Genomic DNA, 17618 nt, shown 5'->3' with positions numbered 1-17618 from the left:
TGAAGCATGTGGCCACCTCCCCTTCCCTGGTTCTGGTTTATCCCACGCATACAATGTTGCCTCATCTTTTGGTGCATTTTCATAAGATTCCATTACTTTTTCAGCCCAATGACCAATTGCACCGCCAACAGCACCCCAACCAGCACCTTGATACATTGCCTTACCAAAGTCTCCCCCATATACCGCTGCACTTATGCCCCCACTTATCGCCCCTGATAATGCTCCCTCCAACATATCTTGCCAGAGTTCATTTCCAAAGTCAATACTACTGGTTACCATCCAACTGGCAAAACTTACCATTCCTGCCTGTAATGCACCTTCAAAACCTCCATGTTCATATCCTTGATAAATATTATAAATGGTACTGGCAATTGAGTAGACTTTAAATACACTAATCAGGAATGGAATAAAAGCCCACTCACCATTCGGTCAACATAGCCAAGCGGATTGTTGTAGCAATAGACATACAGATTTTGGCCTGCGGCTTGAATCGGGTCTGGGGTAATGAATCTCCCCAATGCCGGGTCATAGTATCTAGCGCCGAAGTAGAACAGGCCGCTGTCATCCAGCTCCTTGCCGGTAAATGTCGGCCCACCTACAGGTCCGCCACCACCAAAGGGATAATAGAAATACTGCTCAACTACCTTGCCATCTTTATCCGTAATCACCCTTGCTGAACCTAAGTGGTCGTTATGGTAGTAATAAATTTTGGGAGCAGAGTTAATTGGTTCTTCCTGTAGCTTTGCCACTAACTGCCCATTGCCATAGGCATACGAGGTCTTACTGGTGATAGTTACCTTCTCTGCCGGTGGTGATTCTAACTTCTGGACTACCCGCACTATCTCATAAGCCTTGCCATTGGCAAGTGATGTCTGACTAATTCCTATTCCCTCTTTTCCTCGCTCATCTTCTATCCCTGCCTTTACCCAGGAATCTACGCGTTGCAAGTCTTTATACTGAAATATTATTGAACCGTCTACATTCAGTATTACCTGAAATGTCTCTTTTTTATCACCTGGCCAGTACAACGGTACATCTTCCCAACTCATTACCCACTTATCACTTAAATCCTTATATGTAATCTTACCGCCTTTAGATGGATTCAGGTCTCTAAAAAATGGTGCAATCTCTATTATCAGGGATGTTTAATTTTCAAAGAGCAATTTAGTAAAGAAAAACTAAATTTTACTATTCCTTTTATTAACAATAAGTTATGTAAAATATCAATTCACAATTCAAGATGCGACCTTCATCCTGCGCTAATCTACTCTCCAATCCCTATTGAAATGGTATATCCAGAAAGATCAATTTTACTATTATCGGAAGAATAACTATCCACTTTCCTCAATCTTCCTTCCAGAATCAGATTCAGATTTTTAGTCAGAGCCTTCTTTCCTTCTATAAGCACATGACAACCCATCTTACCTGAGCCAATATCTGGAGTATAATAGCCAATACCAATATAAACAGTACCCTTCTTCAAGAAGTGGGCTATACCAACAGAACATAAATAATTAACAGAACATAAATAATTAAAGGACTCTATAGTATGAAGAGAAAGATATTCTACCTCTCCCATTAATGGAATAGGTAATTTAAGGAATTGCTTGAATCCTATTTTGATAGAAGTACCTTTATCAGAACTAAATTTTAGATAGTAGGTATCTTCAAATGAAAAAGGAGGAGGAGGGAGAGGAGGAAGAGACTTTTTTTCCCAGATTTCTTTAACATGAGTATATCCTATAGTAAAACTTACACCAGATTTCAATTCTTCCTCTATTGCATATACATTATTAGTTGATAAAAATATAATCAAAACCAATGTTAACAATATTACCTTCTTCATTTTCTCTTTTTTACATCTTCTCCTTTTTATTAGTAACTTTTTGTCATAAGTCTTGTAATTTAAGTAAGTTCTATAAACTATCATCTTTTTCTTCTTCTATCCATTTAATATGAAAATCACCTATTCCTAAACCATTCTCAAAAAATTCTAAACCATCAAAGTCAACTACAACCTTTTTATCCTCAAAATCATAAACCTTAATGATGACTCTTGGAATCATCTTATAATATCTCCTTCTATATTCTCTATTCCACTCCATTCTATGAATAATTGCAAGATACTTTCCATCTGGAGAAATTCCCATTTCTACTATAAATCCTTTCACATTATCTATATTCAAATTTTCTCTTTGATTGGTTATTCTATTATATTTAAAAAATTTATATTCAAAAGGCTTATCTCTGTAAAGTATATCAAGTATATTTCGCCTTTTGTAGATTTCCTTGTAAATAATAGATTCATTATGATTAATCGGAATCCCCCCGTTACAATTTGGCAAATGACAAGCTTCTTTTTTTTCTAAGTCATACAATAACACCTTTTTTTCTTTAGGATCGTAATATATCCAAAGTTTACCATTTTTTGAAAACCTTGGTTTATAACGATAATAAATATGAAAATTTCTATAAATAGTATCTATTTTCTTTCCCTCTTTTAATAGAAAAATATCTATACAACTTTTACGCTGTTTCCAATCCTCCCGTAATAAAAAAAGCAAATTGCTATCAAAAGAAAGATATATTACATGGTTAACATCTTTTGATAAATTGGTAAATAGCTCTTTTTTATATAACATATTATTATTTTTATCTAATAATCTAACAACTATTTTATTATCATCAGGATAGTTATGGGTTATATAATTTATATCTTTTAAAATATGATAGGAAAGATTGGAGTGAAAAAGACACCCTTCCTTTCTTAAACTATCTATATTCATACCTCTTTCCTTCAAAATGTCCCAAGAAGGATCTATGAGAAAAAGAGATTCTTGCTCTGTAGAAGTATCTATCTTACCAGTTATTAAATCTATTAATAACTTTCCTTGAGAAGTGATAAGAAGAATTTTATTATACACTTTAACATCTTCTCCATAAGTTTGTTTTGGAATAAGTATTGATATGATTAGTGTTAATATTAATACAGGTATTAACATCTCTTTCTTCATTACCTTAACTTTTCTCTTACCTCCAAAAAGTAAACCCTTTGTATGTAAAACACACGGGGCTTACTTTCATTTTTGCCATTCTTGTGGACCGTATAAAAATGTTCGCCATGCTCTTCTTATTTGGGCTCTATAATACAGACTTCTTGGTGAATTTATAAATAGTTTTGGTAAGAATCGTGCTCCTCCTGCTTGTAACACTGCCTGGGCGTAATCAGCACAATTGTAGGTATATGCTTTCCATACAGGTCCTCCCTTTGGGAAAAAGCTGTGCATTGCTGATTTATTTACACCTTTTATTACTATTTCTTTCGGGTTTGGAAGATGGCTATTTACATCCTCTTTATAAAGTTTAAACACAACTCCTTTCTCACTATTATCAAAAGGACGATTTTTACCTTCAGGGAATGGATAAGCACTTTGATAACCTGGGTATTGTCCTTGTTTCCCTTCAATATCTACTGAGGCATGAGGCCAATCACCTTCAGATTCCCACGCATACAATGTTGCCTCATCTTTTGGTGCATTTTGGTATTTTCCCCACATTTTCTCAGCCCAATGACCAATTGCACCGCCAGCAGCACCCCAGGCTGCACCCTGGTACATAGCCTTGCCAAAATCTCCACCATATACCGCGGCACTTATGCCACCACTTATCGCCCCTGATAATGCTCCCTCCAACATATCTTGCCAGAGTTCATTTCCAAAGTCAATCCCACTGGTAAATGCCCAACAGGCTACACTTACCATTCCTGCCTGTAATGCCCCTTCAAAACCTCCATATTTATATCCCTGGTAGACATTATAGATTGCACTTGCAACTGAATAGACTTTAAAGGCACTAATCAGGAATGGAATAAAAGCCCACTCACCATTCGGATCAACATAGCCAAGCGGATTGTTGTAGCAATAGACATACAGATTTTGGCCTGCGGCTTGAATCGGGTCTGGGGTAATGAATCTCCCCAGTGCCGGGTCATAGTATCTGGCGCCAAAGTAGAACAGGCCGCTATCATCCAGCTCCTTGCCAGTAAATGTCGGTCCGCCAACAGGACCTCCAGAGCCAAATGGGTAGTAAAAATAATTCTCTACCACCTTACCATCTTTATCCGTAATAGCCCGTGGTGAACCTAAGTGGTCGTTGTGGTAGTAGTAAATTTTAGCAGATGCGCCGAGAGGTTCTTCATGCAGTTTTGCTACCAATTGCCCATTGGCATGGATGTATGAAGTCTTGCTGGTGATTGTTACTTTCTGTACCGGTGGCGATTCTAACTTCTGGACTACCCGCACTATCTCGTATGCCTTGCCATTGGCAAGTGATGTCTGACTAATTCCTATTCCCTCTTTTCCTCGCTCATCTTCTATCCCTGCTTTTACATAAGAATCTACATGTTGTAGGTCTTTATACTGAAATATAATCGAACCGTCTACATTCAGTATTACCTGAAATGTCTCTTTTTTATCACTTGGCCAGTACAACGGTACATCTTCCCAACTCATTACCCATTTATCACCTAAATCCTTATATGTAATCTTACCACCATCTCCTGGATTCAGGTCTCTAAAAAATGGTGCTATCTCTATTATCAGGGATGCTTAATTTTCAAAGAACAATTAAGGAAAAAAAAGTAAATTTTACTATTCCTTTATTAACAATTCACAATTCAAGATGCGACCCTATTCTACGCCCGACCCTATTCTACGCCCTATTCTACGCCTTCCACATTCACGGCTGACCCTAATTACCATTCTATTTATTCAGGACAACCAAAGAGATCTAATCCCTTTTTTTGATTTTCCTCAAATATCTTATCCCGTAGTGACTTCGGCAGCTTTTTCCCACACCACGGACAATAATTCATTACTAAACCTCCTCCTCCAAGTACCTCAGGAATTTTGATTACATATTCTCTGAATTTAGACCAATACTGAATTATCTTGTCTTCATGATTAATATGAAAATTCATCATCTTACAACAATGTTCAAACATTCTTTCCCCCTTTTTACTTTATTATACCATTCAATCACTTTATAATTCATCTTTAATCGTTCTTCCCGGGACTTGTTTTGATCTATCTATCACACCAGTAATTGGATCCATTACACCTTTATGATTACCGTACCTATCATAAACCTCAATATGGTTATGAGTGTGGTCCCACTTATAGTATTCTTTATTCCTTCCTTTACCAGAGGTTTTAATTCCTCCCCTAAAAGTTTTAAATTCTTTCCAAACTGGACTTTGAGCTTTAGTTACACCTTCTTTTGCCGCTCCTTTTCCTATAACTCTTCCACCGATTTTACCTATACCTTTGCCTATTACTTTACCCCCACCAACAAGAACTGTTTTTATTCCTCCAACAACTATCTTTCCAGCTCCCAAGAAATCTGTTGGATCAACTGGATCGCTAATAATTGTCTCTTTCTCTGCAGTAGGTACTGCACCTAAAATAGGTAATAAAGCATTTGCTATTCCAGAGCCAACTCCAGAAATAGCTCCTGTTCTTGCCCCTTCCCAGAAATCACCACCATACATTAATGAGCTTATGCCACCAGTTATCGCCCCTTCTACTCCTAATTCAAATATATCTCCTAATGGACCACCCCAGTCTCCAAAATTTATCCCTGCACTTATCCCAGCACTGAATTGATTAAACATCCAGCTACTACCAGCACTCATTAAAGCTGCATCCCATCCACCGTATTGATATGCCTCATAGACATTATAAAGGGTTTTAACCGCAGTATAAAACTTCCATGCTGCCCATATAAATTGCCAGAATTCTCCATTCGGGTCTATATTTGTGAGCGGATTATTAGCACAGTAGACATAGAGATTATCTGCTGGGATTTGAACTGAATCGGGAGTTATAAATCTCCCTAATGCAGGGTCATAGTATCTGGCGCCGAAGTAGAACAGGCCGCTGTCATCCAGCTCCTTGCCAGTAAAAGTAGGTCCACCAACCGGTCCACCACCACCAAAGGGATAATAGAAATATTGCTCGACTACCTTGCCATCCTTGTCACTAATTACCCTTGCTGAGCCTAAGTGGTCATTATGGTAGTAATAAATCTTGGGAGCAGAGTTAATTGGTTCTTCCTGTAGCTTCGCCACTAATTGCCCATTGCCATAGGCATACGAGGTCTTACTGGTGATAGTTACCTTCTCTGCCGGTGGCGATTCTAACTTCTGGACTACCCGCACTATCTCGTATGCCTTGCCATTGGCAAGTGATGTCTGACTAATTCCTATTCCCTCTTTTCCTCGCTCATCTTCTATCCCTGCTTTTACATAAGAATCTACATGTTGTAGGTCTTTATACTGAAATATAATCGAACCGTCTACATTCAGTATTACCTGAAATGTCTCTTTTTTATCCCTTGGCCAGTACAACGGTACATCTTCCCAACTCATTACCCACTTATCACCTAAATCCTTATATGTAATCTTACCGCCTTTAGATGGATTCAGGTCTCTAAAAAATGGTGCAATTTCTATTATCAGAGATGTTTAATTTTCAAAGAGCAATTAAGAGAAGAAAAAGTAAATTTTACTATTCCTTTATTAACAATAAGTTATGTAAAATGTCAATTCACAATTCAAGATGCGACCCCCATTCTCGCCCTTGGTTATATGAATCACCATAAAAGTAAGTTCCAAGTCCTATCTCTTCAAGTAGATAAACCTTATTAAGATCAGAGTTTGATTTATAACTATGTGTACAACCAATAGTAAAAATTAAAAAAATCCAAAAGATGTTAAAAAAATGTTTTTGCATATTATTCCTCTGACTAATAGAACTTTATTACCATTCTTGTTTTCCGTATAAAAATGTTCGCCATGCTCTTCTTATTTGGACTCTATAGTAAAGGCTATTAGGAGTATTTATGAACAATTTCGGCAAGAATTGTGCGCCCCCAGCCTGTAATACTGCTTGAGCATGATCTGCGCAATTATAGCTGTATGGAGTCCACGCTTTATCTATTTTACTAATTTTATTCTTATCAAGGCCTTTTACTATCATATCCTTATTGTGAGGCTTATATAATGTTTCTGGCTTATCCTTGTGAATTTCTTTATCATCAGCTAAACTCATTTTCTTACCAGGATATAAACTTTCATATCCACCTTCAAATTCTACTGAAGCATGTGGCCACCTCCCCTTCCCTGGTTCTGGTTTATCCCACGCATACAATGTTGCCTCATCTTTTGGTGCATTTTCATAAGATTCCATTACTTTTTCAGCCCAATGACCAATTGCACCGCCAGCAGCACCCCAGCCAGCGCCTTGATACATAGCCTTACCAAAATCTCCACCGTAGACTAAGGCACTTATGCCCCCACTTATCGCCCCTGATAATGCTCCCTCCAACATATCTTGCCAGAGTTCATTGCCAAAGTCAATACTACTGGTTAGCATCCAACTGGCAAAACTTACCATTCCTGCCTGTATGGCTCCTTCAAAACCTCCATATTTATATCCTTGATAGATATTATAAATGGTACTGGCAATTGAGTAGACTTTAAATACACTAATCAGGAATGGAATAAAAGCCCACTCACCATTCGGATCAACATAGCCAAGCGGATTGTTGTAACAATAGACATACAGATTTTGGCCTGCGGCTTGAATTGGGTCTGGGGTAATGAATCTACCCAATGCCGGGTCATAGTATCTGGCGCCGAAGTAGAAGAGGCCGCTATCATCCAGCTCCTTGCCAGTAAATGTCGGTCCACCGACAGGTCCGCCACCACCAAAGGGATAATAGAAATACTGCTCGACTACCTTCCCATCTTTATCAGTAATTGCTCGCGCCGAGCCTAAGTGGTCATTATGGTAGTAATACACCTTCGGTGAAGAGCCAATTGGCTCTTCCTGTAACTTTGCTACTAACTGCCCATTTCCATAGACATACGAGGTCTTACTGGTGATAGTTACCTTCTCTGCCGGTGGTGATTCTAACTTCTGGACTACCCGCACTATCTCGTATGCCTTGCCATTGGCAAGTGATGTCTGACTAATTCCTATTCCCTCTTTTCCTCGCTCATCTTCTATCCCTGCTTTTACCCAGGAATCTACGCGTTGCAAGTCTTTATACTGAAATATAATCGAACCGTCTACATTCAGTATTACCTGAAATGTCTCTTTTTTATCCCGTGGCCAGTACAACGGTATATCTTCCCAACTCATTACCCACTTATCACCTAAATCCTTATAAGTAATCTTACCACCAGCTCTTGGATTCAGGTCTCTAAAAAATGGTGCTATCTCTATTATCATGGATGCTTAATTTTCAAAGAGCAATTTAGGAAAGAAAAAGTAAATTTTACTATTCCTTTATTAACAATTCACAATTCAAGATGCGACCCTATCCCCGACCGACCCTATCCCCGACCCCAATTCAAGATGCGACCCTATCCCCGACCCCGACCCTATCCCCGACCCCGACCCTATCCCCGACCATAAATCAGTGTAATCCGTGTCTTAAGTTTTCAAAGAGCAATTTAGTTAATTCTGCTCGAAGCCTAACCCCAATTTTCACCACTCTATTCCTTTTATTAACAATAAGTTATGTAACATGTCAATTCACAATTCAAGATGCGATCTTCATCCTCCTGTCAGGAGTTCTGGAGTTCTGTTGCAATTAATATCTCTTTTCCTTCCCGAATCTCTTTTTTACATCTAACAATACTTCCAGGCAAAAATTTCCATCTTTCATCTTCTGGATCATATTTTTCTATTGGAAGCACTTTAAAAATATTTTTCTCTATTTCAATACCCAAAGTAGGTCTAAAAACATCAACTCCCTCATTTAGTAATGGGATATATATCTCTTCTTTTTTTTCATTCTTAATAGACAAAACCTTTCCCTCCAATATGTATAATTTCTTTAGTTACATTATCAATAACGACTGATTTTCCAGTTTCTGGATGAATAAAGCGAGTTGCTCCATTTGCTGGATTTATTTTATTAACTGCTGGCACACGAATTCCTCTTTCTATTGCTTCAGTAATTTGTTTCTCAGTCCAACCTCTGGTTCTCATTTGATTTTGCCATTTAGTTAAAGACTTATCCTTCCCAAATTGCCACTTTGCTTCCCCCTTCCCAAATTTCCCCTTAATCTTATTTATCACATTTTTTAGTAGATTCCATGCTCTCGGAGCTCTTTTTATTACTTCTTTTCCTATTACTCCTCCTACAAAGGAATTAACTCCATAGCATGAATCAGTTGGGTCAGCAGGATTACCAACGAGGTATCCTATCGCACCGAATTTAGCACCACTAATTGCGCCTGCTTTTGCCCCTTCCCAGAAATCTCCACCATACATCGCTGCTCCTACTCCGCCGTATATCGCCCTTTCTACACTTAACTCAAGTATATCTCCTAATGCTCCTCCCCAATCACCAAAATCTATTCCTGCACTTATCCCCGCACTGAATTGATTAAACATCCAGCTACTACCAGCACTCATTAATGCATATTCCCAGCCACCGTATTGATATGCATTGTAAATCGACCTACCAATTGTATAAGCTCTGTAAACATTCCATAAGAAATGTACAACTTCCCAGAACCATTCCCCATTTGGGTCTACATACTTCAATGGATTGTTGGCACAATAGACATAGATATTCTCTCCTGGCACCTGTATTGGATCCGGTGAGATAAACCTCCCCAATGCCGGGTCGTAGTATCTGGCGCCGAAGTAGAATAGGCCGCTGTCATCCAGCTCCTTGCCAGTAAATGTCGGTCCGCCCGCAGGTCCGCCACCACCAAAGGGATAATAGAAATACTGCTCGACTACCTTGCCGTCCTTATCCGTAATCACCCTTGCTGAACCTAAGTGGTCATTATGGTAGTAATAAATCTTGGGAGCAGAGTTAATTGGTTCTTCCTGTAGCTTCGCCACTAACTGCCCATTACCATAGACATACGAGGTCTTACTGGTAATAGTTACCTTCTCTGCAGGTGGTGATTCTAACTTCTGGACTACCCGCACTATCTCATAAGCCTTGCCATTGGCAAGTGATGTCTGACTAATTCCTATTCCTTCCTTTCCTCGCTCATCTTCTATCCCTGCTTTTACATAAGAATCTACATGTTGTAGGTCTTTATACTGAAATATAATCGAACCGTCTACATTCAGTATTACCTGAAATGTCTCTTTTTTATCCCGTGGCCAGTACAACGGTATATCTTCCCAACTCATTACCCACTTATCACCTAAATCCTTATATGTAATCTTACCACCAACTCCTGGATTCAGGTCTCTAAAAAATGGTGCTATCATGGCATTTGGGTCCTGATTGTCAGGAATGTTTAGCCAGTATGACCAATAAGCCGTGCTTCTTGATGTAAAACTCAAGAAACCATTACTGCATACATTTACCTTATCGTAATCCTTGCCATAGTAACTAAAGGTAAATGGTAAGTTAAAAGGTTCGTTCTGATCATCATAGATAATCCCGGATGGTGTATCAGTTTCTATCCAGTCATAGTTAATCTCCGCCATCTCATATTTAACCTCTTCTTTTGGAATAGCCTCTTTGCCTGTTAGTGCTTGAATCTTTAGTGCCAGACCATTTTCAAGTGAATTCCAATCATACGCCTCTCCTTCACTCCCTGCTTGATTTTCTATCCCAACTACAACTCTCTCGTCCACTCCTTGCAAGTCTTTATACTGAAATGTAATCGTGCCATCTTTATTAAGTATAACCTGAAATGTCTGGTAATTACCTCGTGGTGAATAAAGAGAGACATTATCCCAGCTAACGACAAGTCTCTCATTATTACTTATGTAAGTAATGCTGCCTCCTTTTCTTGGGTCTAAATCCCGCCAGAATGGTGCGACTAAGGCATTTGGGTCACTTGAATTAGGGATGTTATCTGCCCTATATCTCCTTGAATTTGAGGTAAAACTTAAAAAACCATTACTACAGACATAGACCTTATCATACTCATAGCCATAAAACTTGAACTTAAATGGTAGATTAAACAATATCGTCTGGTCATCTCCGGTTATACCGGTAGCCTGTGTAGTTTCTATCCATTGATAATCGGTCTTAGAAATATTATATTTTAAAGAAACTGTTTGTTTAACCTCTGTCTTTCCCTTCATCTCACATAATACCCTATCTGAAAGGTCATAATGGTATATAGTAACATCCTCGCCTTTTATCTTCTCTACCCGTCTTCCATCCCCATCATATACATACCGCTCTTCCAAAAATCCATTTTTACCAATCATAATCAGATTATTCTCATAATCATAGTAATAAGTAATAACCTCTCCTTGACCTGATTTAGACTTCAGATTACCATTTGGATAATACTCATAACTATAAACCCCATCTGATTTAAGGCGATTAGAGGTATAGATATAGTTACGGACTGGCTCAGATTGAACCTGTGAGCTAAGTCGATTTCCTGCTTTATCATATCCATAGGTTATATCTTTATAATCTACGGGTGTATACTCTATAGCCGTAAGTCTATTCAGGTTATCATAGGTATAATTGGCAAATGCTGTCGTCCCGGTAGCGTCTGAATATTCCTGTTTGAGATTACCAGATGGGTCATAAGTAAATAATCGTTGAAAGATAAGGTTACTGGCTTTTTGGGTATCAATTATCTTTATCCAACCACGCGGATAATATGAGTATTTAGTGGTGATGCCATTAGCAAAGTTAATATTATCTACCGCAGATTCTGGGGTATAGGTATATGTAACAGAACCGATGTCGTTAATATTGAGTGAAGTAAGTTGATTGAGGTGGTTATAAGAGTAATTAGTTACTTTACCCGCCGGGTCGGTGATGGATATGATATTATCTCCAGAATCATATGAATATCTGGTAACATAGTTAGCACCACTAAGGAACTGTTCCTGTCTGACCAATCTGGCTCTAACATCATAGTAATAGGTCGTTGTCCCTACCCCATCTATCATTCGGGTAAGGTTACCGATGGGATAGTTATCCCCTTGAGGTGCATAAGAATGCTTACCGTCATAGAGGTAATCTACCTTTGACTCAAAGTTTTGTGCCTCATAGGGATTATCTCCAGAGTAGTTAAGGACACCTTTTTGGGTAAGTCTATTGAGGAGGTCATAACGATATTCTACCCATAAACCTTCTTGGGTATGCAATGCATCTCGTTTAAACTGCAGATTGCCATTATTATCGTAACGATATTCGGTTATGCCCGTATCAGGATGGTTCTTTTTGATAAGTTGGCCTAATGTATCATACCTAAATTCAGTTGTATTTCCTTTAGGGTCAGATACTTTAAGAAGATTGCCCAGTATGTCGTATTCATAGGTAGTAGAGTTATTGAAGGTAATACCATCAATAGAGTCAGTTTGTTTCTCAATCATATTCCCTAATTTATCGAATTTAGTTTGCGTCCACTGGTTATTTTCATCCTTCACAGTAACTATGCGATTCTGACCGTCGTTACTATATGAAGTTGTCACCGTGCTATTATCTGGATAAATCACCTGAGAGATACGGGCTAATGGGTTTGACTCATAGATGTAGTTGGTATATCCTCCTCTCCCTTCTTTCTCGATATAGGGTTTAAATACTTTTTCTTTTAAACCCAATTTATTGTATTCAATATCGCTAATGATGTCATTATCTACTTTTATATTCCAGTTTATAATAACATTTTTTAAAACAGCAGTTTTCCCTTCACTTTCAAGAAAAGAAGCCTTCCAACGAATATATCGCTTAACGGAAGACTTAATTCCATCATCTCCATCGGCTACCTGTTGCCAGTCTTCCCAATCTATCCCATTATCACTACTTTGGGTATAAAAGGTTATTGATGGTCCCCAACCTCCCAAAGGCGGCATTATACACATACCTTGGGGAAGCCTCCAGAAAATATGCCCCTCTACCTCTGTCTCAAACTTACCCCAGGAGCCTACCTCTCCACAGTATATAGGCTGAGAGATGACAGTGCCTTGATTGTAATACTTGTTACCTTCAACATGATATGTAGCACCATAATAAGCCTTATGAGTCCACTTACTACCATCACAACGAAACCTTATTCGAAGCACATTATTAACATAATCTATAGCTGTTCCATTATCATAACTGCGATGTTGTTGAAGATTTGTCCTCCACCATTTGTCCATTTTATAACTGGAATCTGATAGAGAAAGGTTATACTCATAGCTACTTCCATGTCGAGTCTCCGCATAAACCGAGAGATAATTATATCCTCCGGTGAACTTTGCTAAGACTAAATTTTCATTTTCAGTAGTGATATTACTTAGCTGACAACTACTCCAGTCCTTTTCCCATTTTTGGGAATAAGATTCAATAGAACTATTATTAGTATTTTCAGCTTCAGTGCGAAGTAATCTTCCTAAACCATCATAATGTTTTCTAACCTGGATAGTTTTAGTCCCTTCGAGTTTTTGCCAGATAGTTATCATATTCAGATTAGCGTTCTGTGATTCCTCTTGTGGAGGAGAAGGAGAAAGTGGAAAGGGAGGAGAGGATTCATAAGGAGTAGGCTTCTCATGCTTGACATAGCCAAGCAAACCTTTGGTGAGGGCATAGTAATAATCATACTCTACCGTAGGCGACTCAATAGTATCACCTGGTTTTACTTCCTTTTTCAATCTGCCAAAATTATCATAGAGATAAATGGTAGAAACACCATTAGCATCTGTGACAGTTCCAATAGTCGTATCGTGGTTGTAGAAAGTAGTAGCAGTATGTCCTAAGGCATTTTGAACTGCGGTAAGATAGGCATGTGCGAAGTAACCACCGCCATTAATATCATTGTATGTACCGTCAGCTTCAGGTTCTTTATAAGGTTTGGAATTATCACCATAGAAATATGTAGTAGTGCCATTATTGGTATCTACTTCTTTGAGTAAGTTACCGTAAGCATCGTATTTTAGGAATCTTGAGGTACAGATAAGTTCAGGGTTATCGTCAAGCTCCTGATATTGAGTAAGAAATTGACCATCTTTATTCTTATCCAACCATTTGTAGCTTGTTTTGGGATATATCTGTCCACTATCAAAATTATCACTCCAGGAAGTTATAGATAAATCTACCAGGGCATTATTATCATAAATTGCTTTCTTATATATTTGACTTAACATATGTTTAGTCTTCATATTATTACTATATGGTTGAGTAGAACCTGTAATTTCACAGCAATCAACAAAAACAGCAAGATAGTTTTTGTTTTCTATTTTGCCACGAAACTTTTTGCCCCAAAACTTAAGATTACCGTCTAAGTCGAAAAGATCAGAAGTAAGGGTATTGTTGTTAAGTCCATAAAAGATAATTCTACCCCTTTTGCCTTTAAATTGGTTTAAATTTATTGTAAACTCTCTCCAATTATCTGTTAAGTCATCCTCACGATAATAGACCGTTGTAAGCAAATTATTTGAATCATCTCGAATTTCACAAATAAGGCCTATTAATAGAGTAGGAATAATATTACCAAATGAAAGAACACTACAAGCACTCCTGACACCTTCGTAAGCATCTCTTAAACCTTCAGGGGCTTCATCTGATGGAATAAATCCATTGCTTGTCCAATCTATAGGTGATTTTCCATCCCAACTTTCAAAACTACCATTAGGAATAGGATATGGGTCAAAAGCATAGGTAATTTGAGTGATTCTATCCTCATTATTACCTCTTTCAATCTTCTTACTAATTAAGCCGTTAGCGGGATGATATTCGTATTCTGTGGTGGTAGTGATGCCATCAATAGTTGTCTCTACCTTATCCAGTTTTGCCCAGCCACTGGTTAAATTTTCTTTGTCGTTTGACCATTTTACCTGTTCATCAAATTTATAGCTATATTCTACTGATTTAGTAAGATTGTTTAAAGAGTCATAAAATTTAGTAGTTTTTAGTATTCCCCTTTTATATTCTATATCCTGATAATAATCCCAAAATATACTAAAATTACTCAGATAGGCAACATATTTATCCGCTTCTCCCCAGAATTCAATTTTATGAGCACCTGGAGAAACTTCTATTTCTTTTGTTGTAAAACGTCGCCCCACATCATTATATGTTCTTCCCCCAACATATTGAGAATATACCTCGTTACCGTCTACTATTATCTTGACTTGATAGGCATAATCCCCATTAGTTTGTATTCCATAGCAGCTAATTTTGAGTTTTGCTTTATGGTCTAATTTAATATTAAGTGTTTTTATACATCGCCACTGAAAATCATTTTCTATTTTCCAACTAGGACCATCATACAGCACAGTTTTTTCTTGCCACCCGGTAAATTCACGAACTATATAACCATGAGAAGTTTTAGTAGGGGTATGGGACTCATATCCCGGAATAGCAGTTACTTTCTTATAGCCCACATAAGATTGTTCTTGAGGAGACTCAAGGGTATAAAGAGAAGGAGTTGAAGTAGAAAATGGCGGAGGCTCTACCGAAGCAAATCCACTACTGTTACTATTACTCCAATCGACATCATTCGTCTTATATAAATATCTTGTAGAGAATTTATTCCCTAAGCCATCATCAGTTGTTACTGTTCTAATCCTAACTCCACCGCCATATTTTACTTTACTTTCCCCTTCAATGCCATAATCATCTGATTCATATTCCCATTCAATAGAACCTCCGGTAGGCAAAATTACTTTGCTCACAGACCAGGCCCAGGGTTTTAATCCATCTGATTTACCTTCAAGGTTATGATTCCCTTCAGAGCCATTCTCGTAATAATATCCCCAGCAGTCCCATTTGTATTTATCCCAATTTGGGTTATCTGGGTGATAGGTAAAGGCTGTTGGTGGTAAAGCCTCACCCTTTGCCTTACCACCTTGACCATATTGAGTAATGTTTTGTAATGTTAGTTTACCACTTGCGGAATCTGGTGTCCCTTGACATAAGGAATAATCATAATCAAAATAGGTACTCTGGATAACTGCATCCGGGTTATTTAGATCAAAGGTATTTCGATGATATAATCTCACCTCTTTTAATCTTACCGGATGTCTGGCACCATTATATTCTCTAACATCCTGTCTATCAGTAGCCACATCAAAATAGGCGATATGTGTAGGTGTCTCAATGGATTCAAGATGAAATAATTCCCGCAAACTTTCAATAGCCATATTACCACCAAACGGTGCATCGGTATAATCTCCACTATAAGGGTATTTAAAACGATAATCAGTGGCATCTTTGACATAATTAAACCTTATCCAATTACCACTATCTTCTAAATCAGGGAGATGGTTATTATTCACATCTATGTAATCTGGAGAAAGGATAGCGGTTAATAACCAGGCATAAGGATAAGGCTTATTAAAAGTTGTAGTAGTAATTTTGCTTTTGTAATATATGGTAGTACCTAACTGTGTATTCTTCCCCTCTTTTGTGATAGAATTTGAGTTTTGATTTTTTATATACACTGGATAATTATAGATGTATTTAGTTCCATCTACGGCAGTAACTATAAAGAAATTAATAACACCAGTAGCAGAATCAGTCCCATACTCAATTTTAATGGCATCATCTATTTGTAACTCAGATGAGGTTCTACCTTGAGTCTTTTGTAGATGAAATTTACGATTATTCGGATTGCCAGTCATAATTAATCTTTTTCCTGATAGAGAAAAAACATCTGGAGTAGCTGTATCACAAACATGTTTAACAGCTTCTATCTTGGCATCTTTCATCTCAGCACCATTACTGTCACCTTCTTTACGAGCATACATCCACCATTCAACAGTATGACTTCCTGGAGCAACATAGTCAACATTTACGGTGAAATCTTTCCAGTAATAATGAGTTTCTGGCCCCAGGTAAGCATCATAATATAATACTTTTTCTCCATCAAATATGATAGTAAGTTCATACCAATAATAATTTGTGGGATATTGATGTCTACATGTAGCATTAATCTTGATACTTGCAGGTTCCTGAAGAGAGAAGGAATAACTTTTTAATTGTGTACCACGAGGAGTTCCATAGAAATTATTATCATAAGCTACATATACATTAGGATCATTCTCGATAACATAGGAGGTTGTATCAGTTGTGTATAGAAATCCATCGATATTTTTTATAAATTTTTTTTCAGAGATTTTAAGTTCAGCTTCACTTTTTAAGTAGTCATCGGGGTAACCGATTACATTTCGAGTAATCGCTTCTGGTATTAAATCCCAGCCCAACCCAACCCAGGATGCCCCCTGGTCAACTTTAATCCCGGCTTGATAAGAAAGGTTAATCGGGTAATTTAGACCACCTCTGCCTGGCACTGTAAATAAAGGAATAGGTAAATTCATATCCCCGGTATATAAATTTGCTCCATTACCCTGTATCCGGGTTTGAAAATCTGATGCCTGTGGTAGAGGACCACTACCAAAGGATAAAGGAGCTATCGCCGAGATAGGACTATTTTGTGAAGATTCATAAGTATCGCTATAAGCCTTATCTGACAAGGCAAAAATAAAGCAGGCAATTAATACTATCAGCCTGCTTAAAAAACATAAAAAACCTCCACTTAAAACTTCTTTTCTTTCGTAATCTCTCTCTCTCTTATACTTACAACTCTTATTTTGTTTTAACATTTTAACCAACCTCCT

At 37.8% G+C, this 17618-nt stretch carries 9 protein-coding genes and 2 pseudogenes; all 11 read right to left on the bottom strand.

The features are described from left to right. A partial coding sequence (locus tag AB1422_08120; GenBank protein MEW6619285.1) for a hypothetical protein occupies nucleotides 1-300 on the bottom strand: 300 nt, incomplete at its 3' end. Nucleotides 301-395: 95 nt separating this feature from the next. Further along, nucleotides 396-1049, bottom strand: coding sequence for an RHS repeat-associated core domain-containing protein (locus AB1422_08115; GenBank protein ID MEW6619284.1), 654 nt, complete (start codon nucleotides 1047-1049; stop codon nucleotides 396-398). A 215-nt stretch (nucleotides 1050-1264) separates the two neighbouring features. Further along, the gene (locus tag AB1422_08110; GenBank protein MEW6619283.1) at nucleotides 1265-1930 is read right to left on the bottom strand and encodes a hypothetical protein; all 666 of its coding nucleotides are present in this window, start codon (nucleotides 1928-1930) and stop codon (nucleotides 1265-1267) included. Next, nucleotides 1917-3014: a hypothetical protein gene (locus AB1422_08105; GenBank protein MEW6619282.1), complete on the bottom strand. Its 1098-nt coding sequence runs from the start codon at nucleotides 3012-3014 to the stop codon at nucleotides 1917-1919. The genes AB1422_08110 and AB1422_08105 overlap by 14 nt, the downstream gene beginning before the upstream one ends. 66 nt (nucleotides 3015-3080) lie before the next feature. After that, the gene (locus tag AB1422_08100; protein MEW6619281.1) at nucleotides 3081-4511 is read right to left on the bottom strand and encodes an RHS repeat-associated core domain-containing protein; all 1431 of its coding nucleotides are present in this window, start codon (nucleotides 4509-4511) and stop codon (nucleotides 3081-3083) included. A 254-nt stretch (nucleotides 4512-4765) separates the two neighbouring features. Beyond that, nucleotides 4766-5002 (bottom strand): hypothetical protein, encoded by a 237-nt coding sequence (locus AB1422_08095; protein MEW6619280.1) that lies wholly within the window; start codon nucleotides 5000-5002, stop codon nucleotides 4766-4768. 39 nt (nucleotides 5003-5041) lie between these two features. Then, a pseudogene (locus AB1422_08090) lies at nucleotides 5042-5269 on the bottom strand (colicin E3/pyocin S6 family cytotoxin). Between the two features lie 540 nt (nucleotides 5270-5809). After that, nucleotides 5810-6427 (bottom strand): annotated as a pseudogene (locus tag AB1422_08085) (RHS repeat-associated core domain-containing protein). A 391-nt stretch (nucleotides 6428-6818) separates the two neighbouring features. Then, entirely contained in the window at nucleotides 6819-8294 is a 1476-nt protein-coding gene (locus AB1422_08080) for an RHS repeat-associated core domain-containing protein (protein MEW6619279.1), read from the bottom strand. A 338-nt stretch (nucleotides 8295-8632) separates the two neighbouring features. Continuing rightward, nucleotides 8633-8875: a hypothetical protein gene (locus AB1422_08075; GenBank protein MEW6619278.1), complete on the bottom strand. Its 243-nt coding sequence runs from the start codon at nucleotides 8873-8875 to the stop codon at nucleotides 8633-8635. After that, nucleotides 8865-17603 carry an RHS repeat-associated core domain-containing protein gene (locus AB1422_08070; protein MEW6619277.1) on the bottom strand — a complete coding sequence of 2913 codons (8739 nt, stop codon included), beginning with the start codon at nucleotides 17601-17603 and terminating at the stop codon, nucleotides 8865-8867. Before AB1422_08070 ends, AB1422_08075 begins: the two co-directional genes overlap by 11 nt. Nucleotides 17604-17618 lie beyond the last annotated feature (15 nt).

It is taken from the genome of bacterium (assembly GCA_040757115.1).
Classification (GTDB): Bacteria; UBA9089; CG2-30-40-21; order CG2-30-40-21; family SBAY01; genus JBFLXS01.
Note: the sequence above shows the minus strand (reverse complement) of the source record. Positions and strands in the feature narration are given on the sequence as shown.

Excerpts from the sequence above, each read along its gene's own strand:
- AB1422_08115 (MEW6619284.1), bottom strand. The coding sequence starts at position 1,049 with ATGAGTTGGGAAGATGTACCGTTGTACTGGCCAGGTGATAAAAAAGAG.
- AB1422_08110 (MEW6619283.1), bottom strand. The coding sequence starts at position 1,930 with ATGATAGTTTATAGAACTTACTTAAATTACAAGACTTATGACAAAAAG.
- AB1422_08105 (MEW6619282.1), bottom strand. The coding sequence starts at position 3,014 with ATGAAGAAAGAGATGTTAATACCTGTATTAATATTAACACTAATCATA.
- AB1422_08100 (MEW6619281.1), bottom strand. The coding sequence starts at position 4,511 with ATGAGTTGGGAAGATGTACCGTTGTACTGGCCAAGTGATAAAAAAGAG.
- AB1422_08095 (MEW6619280.1), bottom strand. The coding sequence starts at position 5,002 with ATGTTTGAACATTGTTGTAAGATGATGAATTTTCATATTAATCATGAA.
- AB1422_08080 (MEW6619279.1), bottom strand. The coding sequence starts at position 8,294 with ATGATAATAGAGATAGCACCATTTTTTAGAGACCTGAATCCAAGAGCT.
- AB1422_08070 (MEW6619277.1), bottom strand. The coding sequence starts at position 17,603 with ATGTTAAAACAAAATAAGAGTTGTAAGTATAAGAGAGAGAGAGATTAC.